Raw genomic sequence first — 6,796 nt, 5'->3', positions numbered from 1 at the left:
AGGAGTGTCATTTTTCGGGATAAAAGATTTATCAAAGCCTGATGCTTTATTAGCTGGAATTAATATATTGCCGATATTGATGACATTTTTTAATATTTTAGCGACTCTTACGACTAAGAAATTTACAAAACGTGAAAGAGTGCAGGCGTTCGTGATTGCTGCGTTATTTCTTGTCATGTTATATAATGCTCCGTCGGCTTTATTAATTTACTGGACGACTAATAATTTTATAATGCTGCTGAAAAATATAGATATTTCCGGAATAATAAGCGGTGAAAAGATTTCAGGATTCATGAATTATAGATTTGAGTCTGAAGGCTGGAAGAAATTTTTTATAAACACGTTTATATTCTTGAGTTCGTTGTGCATATTAGGGAGCTTATTATTAAAATTTTATGATACATTTGCGAATAAATATTTTTGGCAGTTGAGTGAAATTATAGGACTTCATCAGGTATATTCAGCGGCTTTCATATTAACATTTATATTTGTATGGATGTTATATACTAGATTTTTAGCGAACGGCTTTACTATCAGTGAATTAACAGCGAAAACTTTTTATTTTGCATTGAGTACTATTCTTGTTTTGTGCTATATAAAATATGTATTATTCTCGCTTGAATTATTCTCACGCAGGAACGCATTAATTTATTCAGTCATGTTATTTGCTTATGGAGTGTTCGCGTTTATCCTGACTATAAGCGGGAGAAATTTATTCTCGTTTGCTTCACGTTTAACTAATGGCCGTAAAAACTCGCTGTTTTTCTCGTCGTTAATATTCTGCGTGATATTTATCTGCGTGTTTTACCCGTCATTATTATATCTCACTGATCCTGATTTCTTTCTTGATTCATTTATTGACACTGTTACAGGAGTCAGCACTTACGGAATGACTTTATTATTTGCGCTAATTCTTATATGGCCGTTAATTCCTGAATTACTGCAAAATATTTTTGCGTTTATAGCAGCATTTCTTGTGTGTACAGCGTTTATAAATTCGTTCGTGCTGACTGAGAGTTACGGAAATATTAACGCGCTGCAAATTAATACAACTATGATGACATTCAAACGGGCTATAATCCGCGATATTATAAGTCTCGCAATAACTTGTATTATAATGATTCTATGTGTATGGCGAAAATATATCAAGCATTTAATTACAGCGTTTATATTAATCTCGTTTGCAATGTGCGGAGTCAGCGTTTACTGTTATTTTAACATTAGGCACGATAATAAATCACAAATCGCAGAAAGTATAAATTTTCCTGATTATCATAATAGGCTCTGGAGATTTAGCAGGACCGGGCAAAATGTAATCTGCTTATTTCTTGATGGATTCACTGGGGATCATGTCATAAAAATTTTAGCTCAACATCCCGAACTCGTGAAAGATTTAGACGGATTTATTTATTTTCCTGATACACTTGCGACAGGGTCAGCAACTTTTTACTCAACACCTTCAATTTACGGCGGATCAAATTATAAGCCCAGTATTCTAAACGAGAGACCGGACATAACAATAAGAGAGAAATATTCTGAAGCATTCTCAATTTTGCCGAATATCTTTACAAGCAAAGATTATGACGTAATTATGACAGCTCCTATGTTATCAGCGAATGATGCAAATTATATAAATAAATTAATTCACACTGAATCAGTTATGACTCTAGGCTCTCATGAATGGCAGGCTGATTATGTTCCCTACTGGCTGGACTGGGCAGGAAAAAATAATATCCCCCTCGCTATGAAAGACAGCAATGACATATCAAAATTTTTGCTTATATTATCATTATTTAGGAGTATTCCATTCAGCATAAGAGAAACACTTTATAATAACGGCAACTGGACATGGGGCGTATCAAATCAGGTGCTTAAAATGACTCTTGCGAAATCGTTTTTACCTGATTTAGCGTCATTGCAATTTATGGGAGATTTTATACAAGTTGACGACGATAAACCGGCATTCAAATTTATATATAATTCCCTCTCTCATCCTTTATGGTTCATGCAGCCCGACTCGTTGCAGCCTGTTACAGATCCATATCCATTAACAGAAGGACAATTTATTCTAGTTGACGGACTATTCCCCGAACATCTTTATACGGAGACTCATATTTTAAGATTTCTTGCTGATTTCGTGAAGAGTCTAAAATCTAAAGGCATTTACGACAATACGAGAATTATTCTCGTGTCAGATCATGATTTCGGAGACAGCTGGCAATTGAATCAAAATTTGAATCGCGATAATTATAACGGGTGTCCTAACGCATTATTAATGTTTAAAGATTTTGACTCGCACGGAGATTTAATCACGTCTGACTCGTTTATGTCAATTGAAGACACACCGGCATTGTTAATAACTGGAATCGCTAAACATGAAGTGTTCTACACGCTCGACGAGTTAAAAAATTTGAGCAGCTCTGACAGAATCAGAATTTTTTGCGGTCGTTCTATTGTCCCGCCTAATGGAAATGAAAAACTCTTCAATCTTGACGGCGGAGTCTATCAGGTCAAAGGCTCAATGTTCAAGCCTGAAAACTGGACTAGGATTCAATAATTCATATTTTCAAGATATGCCCGTAAATGTGAAATCGCTAATTTTGCATCATCGGGCAAATCTTCCGGACATTCCGAAATATATTTATTAACTTGTTCGTCATTAATAATAACTGCCTGCTGGGATTTCGCGTTATCCTGAGCAGGTTTTATTATTGCTTTCATGACAGGAGGCCGGCCAAGTCTTATAATCACGTTAATTTTTGCGTTCTCATTATATTTATAGCGCGTTATTAATGCCCGCGTGATATTCCCCCGCATATTTTGAATCATTTGCGCGGTGTGTTGATTCTCTGCTGCGACGTACAAATTATCAAGAATTAAATCATACGGCACTGAATGTTTTGCAGCTGCTCCCACGATTGAAGGCCAAGAAGATTTTAACGCTTCTAAAATTTTTAGCCTCATGACTACTTCGGGAAATAGCCGGGTTATATTAAGATTTATTTTTTCGTCGTTCATTTCTTGCGAGTATAACCGAAATTAATTGCACGTCTGTAGGAGTCACGCCCGAAATTCTCAAAGCATGTCCCAGTGATTCAGGCCTAAAGTGTTTCAATTTTTGCAGACATTCAGATCTTAAGCCTATTACTGAGTCATAATCAAAATTTAGGGGAATTTTCGCGTTGTCAAAGTCTTTCATTCTGTCAGCGACTCTATTTTCTCGTTCTAAATAGCCTGTATAACGTAATTCGGTCTCAATGTGCGAAATTTCTTCACGGGTTAAATTCTTATCGCTCGGACAAATTTTATTAATCAGCTCATATCTTACGCCCCTATGTTTCAAGAATTCTGCCGGACTGATTGAATTTATTAATATTTCTGCGTTATATTCTTCACAAATTTTGTTAATCTCGTCTGAAGGAGTCAATCTTGAATTATTTAATCTCGTAAATTCTTGATTCTCACGTGAAAATCTCTCTTGAATCAATTCCCATTTTGAGTCATCAATTAAGCCCGCTTTACGTCCTAAATCTGAAAGCCTGTGCAATGCATTATCCCAGCGCAATAACAATCTATGTTCACAGCGGCTCGTCAGCATTCTATATGGCTCGTCGGTGCTTTTCGTGGTCAAGTCGTCAATAAGGACTCCGAGATAACTATTATCACGAGTTAGAGTCAAAGGCTCTGAGTCCTTCACGAATAAAGCCGCATTTATACCAGCTAATAAACCCTGCGCGCCTGCCTCTTCATAGCCTGAAGTCCCATTTACTTGGCCGGCACAGAATAAGCCGGAAATATTTTTATTCTCAAGTGAGTGCTTTAATTGATCCGGCAATAAATAATAATATTCGATTCCATAACCGGGCTTAATGATTTTAGCGTTCTGACAACCTGGCAAAGAGTGAATCATTTCGACTTGAACATCATAGGGCAGACTCGTCGAAAAATTTTGCACGTAAACTTCATTAGTATTTAACGAAACAGGCTCGAATACAATCGGGTGCGTTATATGATTCGGAAATCTCAAAAATTTATCTTCAATAGATGGACAATAGCGGGGGCCGTGCGAATTCACATCACCTGTTACGAGCGGCGAACGTTTTATATTTCGCGACAAAATATTATAAGTCTCTTCAGTCGTTCGTGAAAAATAGCAGGCATAATTTGAATTATTATAAATTTTAGGCTCGGTAAAGAAATCAAAGCATAAAGGCTCATTTTCTGACAATTGAGGAGTCGCCCGTGAAAAATCTATAGTGTTAATGTTTAATCGCGGGGTTGTGTCCGTTCGCATTGTGCCTGTTTTTATGCCGAGTTCGTGAAGTGAGTCTAATATATTTTCAGCGTTATTTTGTCCCATCGGTCCGGACTTGAAATTTTTATTTCCCACGAAAATTTTTGAGCCTATATAGACTCCTCCGCAAATCACTAATGCAAGAGTCTCATAAATTGCCCCGTGCCGAGTCTCAACGCCTGAAATCTTGTTATTATGCACTAAAATTTTTATGGCCTCGTCTTGATTTATGTCTAAATTTTTTTGTGTAGTCAATAATTTCCTGTAATAAGTGCTGTATAATCCAGGGTCGCACTGAGCACGCAAAGCACGAACCGCCGCACCCTTTGAAGTATTCAGCCAGCGAATCATTAACGTAGAATAATCTGCTGCTCTAGCCTGTTCGCCTCCCAGTGCGCTGACTTCACGAACTAAGTGGCCTTTTGCGGGGCCTCCGATTGAAGGATTACAGGGCATTAAAGCTGTGTTATCGACATTTAGATTTAGCATTAAAGTTTTACAGCCCATTTTTGCAGATGATAAAGCAGCCTCACAGCCTGCGTGGCCTCCTCCTATTATAATTACGTCATATGAATCTCGAAACAAATTTATTAATTCCTCCGAATAAAATAAAATCTCTAAAATTTTTAGTGTATTATACAGCGAGAAAACAAGTTATAATTTATAAAAATTTTTCAGAAGGTGATTTAATTCATGCACAATTTTATACGTAAATTTACTAGGGGGGGGGGGGGTACGTTGCTGTTACTGCATTTGCGCTGATTTTCGCGAGTCCCGGAACTGCGGCGGCGTATCTTGATCCCAGCGCGGGGAATGCTTTAATTTATATTGCTGTAACTCTTGTGAGTGTGAGCGCGTTTGCAATTCGGAGTCTTTATTATAGATTGACAGGGAAGACTCACAAGGACTCGAAAATTTCAAGCGAAATAGTAATTTTTTCAGAGGGGCGCAATTACTGGAATACTTTTGAGCCGATAATTAACGCCTTAATCGCAAAGAATCAAGCATTTACTTATTACACAATGGATTTAGAAGATCCGGCCTTGAGAATCCGCAATAAATTAATGACAGCAAAATATATCGGTGAAGGCAGTGCAGCATATGCCCGTCTAAATCAAGTTTCTTGCAAAATCATGCTTGCGACTACTCCGAATATAGGGACTCCCGGCTATGGCTTACCGAGACCGGCTAATACAAAAATTTTAGCTCATGTTTTCCATGATCCAGTAGGAATAGCGTATTACAAAAAATTTGCGTTAGATTCTTATGATATTATTCTTACTCCCGGAGATTATGTCCAGCCCGCTATAAGATTTATTGAGAACTTGCGAAAATTGCCGGAAAAAGAATTAATTTCGCTTGGCCTGCCTTACTGGGACAAATTATATAATGAGAAGCTCGCAAAACCTGAAAATCCCCGAAAAGTTATCTTAATTGCGCCGTCATGGGGTGAAAAAGGCTTTATGTCATATTATAGTCTTGACTTCATAAAAGATTTAGCGGCCGACTATGATATAATTTTCCGCCCTCATCCTCAGTCAAGAAAGGCCGAGCCCGAATTACTCGATAAAGCAAAAAAATTAATTGACTCTTTACCCTGTGCAAAATGGGACTATAATCAAAGCCCCGCAGAGTCTCTATCACGAGCAGATTTGTTAATTTCTGACACTTCAGCGATAAAAGTTGATTACGCCGTAATTTATGAGAGACCCGTTATAGCTCTTGAAGTCAAAGCCCAGAATCTTGACTCATTTGAAATCAGCGAACTTCCCGATGATATGAAATCACTTGCTGATAAATTATGCGTGCCCATTAAAGCCAGTGAAATAAATAATATTTCTGAAATAGTAAGAGACTCTCTTAAATCCGAAAATCTTTCATCAATCAGCGAATTTGTTAGAGAGAACATAGCGAACTTAGGCACAGCTGGCGAACACATAGCGGACTATTTAATCAGCAAAGCTAAAGAAGGGAGTCAAGAATAATGCTGTATAATATTTTCATTGAGCCGTTAATTATAATATTGCGCTCGATTTATTTATACATAAATTATTTTGCTGGAAATCTGGGAATCTCGTTAATGATTCTTTCAGTCGTAATGAATATATTGTTAAGGCCGTTTACTTTATGGGCTTCAAGAATTCAGGACAAGGAACGCAGAATACAAAATATTTTATCGCCTCAGATTGCCGAGATAAAACAAAATTTTCACGGAGTCGAACAGCACGAGGAATTAAGCGCGCTTTATAAGAGATATTCATATAATCCGATTTATGCGATAAGATCCGGGCTTGATTTATTTGTGCAGCTTTTACCGTTAATGGCTGCTTATATAATGCTGTCTGAGCTTGAGATTCTCAAAGGAGTGTCATTTTTCGGGATAAAAGATTTATCAAAGCCTGATGCTTTATTAGCTGGAATTAATATATTGCCGATATTGATGACATTTTTTAATATTTTAGCGACTCTTACGACTAAGAAATTTACAAAACGTGAAAGAGT

At 37.2% G+C, this 6,796-nt stretch carries 5 protein-coding genes; 3 read left to right on the top strand and 2 right to left on the bottom strand.

What is annotated here, in order from left to right:
- Positions 1 to 2,557, top strand: a 2,557-nt coding sequence (locus tag IJS99_00720) for a YidC/Oxa1 family membrane protein insertase (protein MBQ7560342.1), incomplete at its 5' end; no start/stop codon positions are given.
- On the opposite strand, the gene IJS99_00715 is transcribed toward IJS99_00720, so the two are convergent.
- Positions 2,551 to 3,018, bottom strand: a complete 468-nt coding sequence (locus IJS99_00715) for a DUF721 domain-containing protein (protein MBQ7560341.1) — start codon at positions 3,016 to 3,018, stop codon at positions 2,551 to 2,553. The two genes, IJS99_00720 and IJS99_00715, sit on opposite strands and share 7 nt — an antisense overlap.
- Entirely contained in the window at positions 2,993 to 4,885 is a 1,893-nt protein-coding gene (gene mnmG, locus IJS99_00710; protein ID MBQ7560340.1) for a tRNA uridine-5-carboxymethylaminomethyl(34) synthesis enzyme MnmG, read from the bottom strand. The genes IJS99_00715 and mnmG overlap by 26 nt, the downstream gene beginning before the upstream one ends.
- A 293-nt stretch (positions 4,886 to 5,178) precedes the next feature.
- On the opposite strand from mnmG, the gene IJS99_00705 reads away from it, so the two are divergent.
- Positions 5,179 to 6,279, top strand: coding sequence for a CDP-glycerol glycerophosphotransferase family protein (locus tag IJS99_00705; GenBank protein MBQ7560339.1), 1,101 nt, complete (start codon positions 5,179 to 5,181; stop codon positions 6,277 to 6,279).
- Positions 6,279 to 6,796, top strand: a 518-nt coding sequence (locus IJS99_00700; protein ID MBQ7560338.1) for a YidC/Oxa1 family membrane protein insertase, incomplete at its 3' end; no start/stop codon positions are given. The genes IJS99_00705 and IJS99_00700, both read left to right, overlap by 1 nt.

The organism is Synergistaceae bacterium, assembly GCA_017444345.1.
Classification (GTDB): Bacteria; Synergistota; Synergistia; order Synergistales; family Aminobacteriaceae; genus JAFUXM01.
Note: the sequence above shows the minus strand (reverse complement) of the source record. Positions and strands in the feature narration are given on the sequence as shown.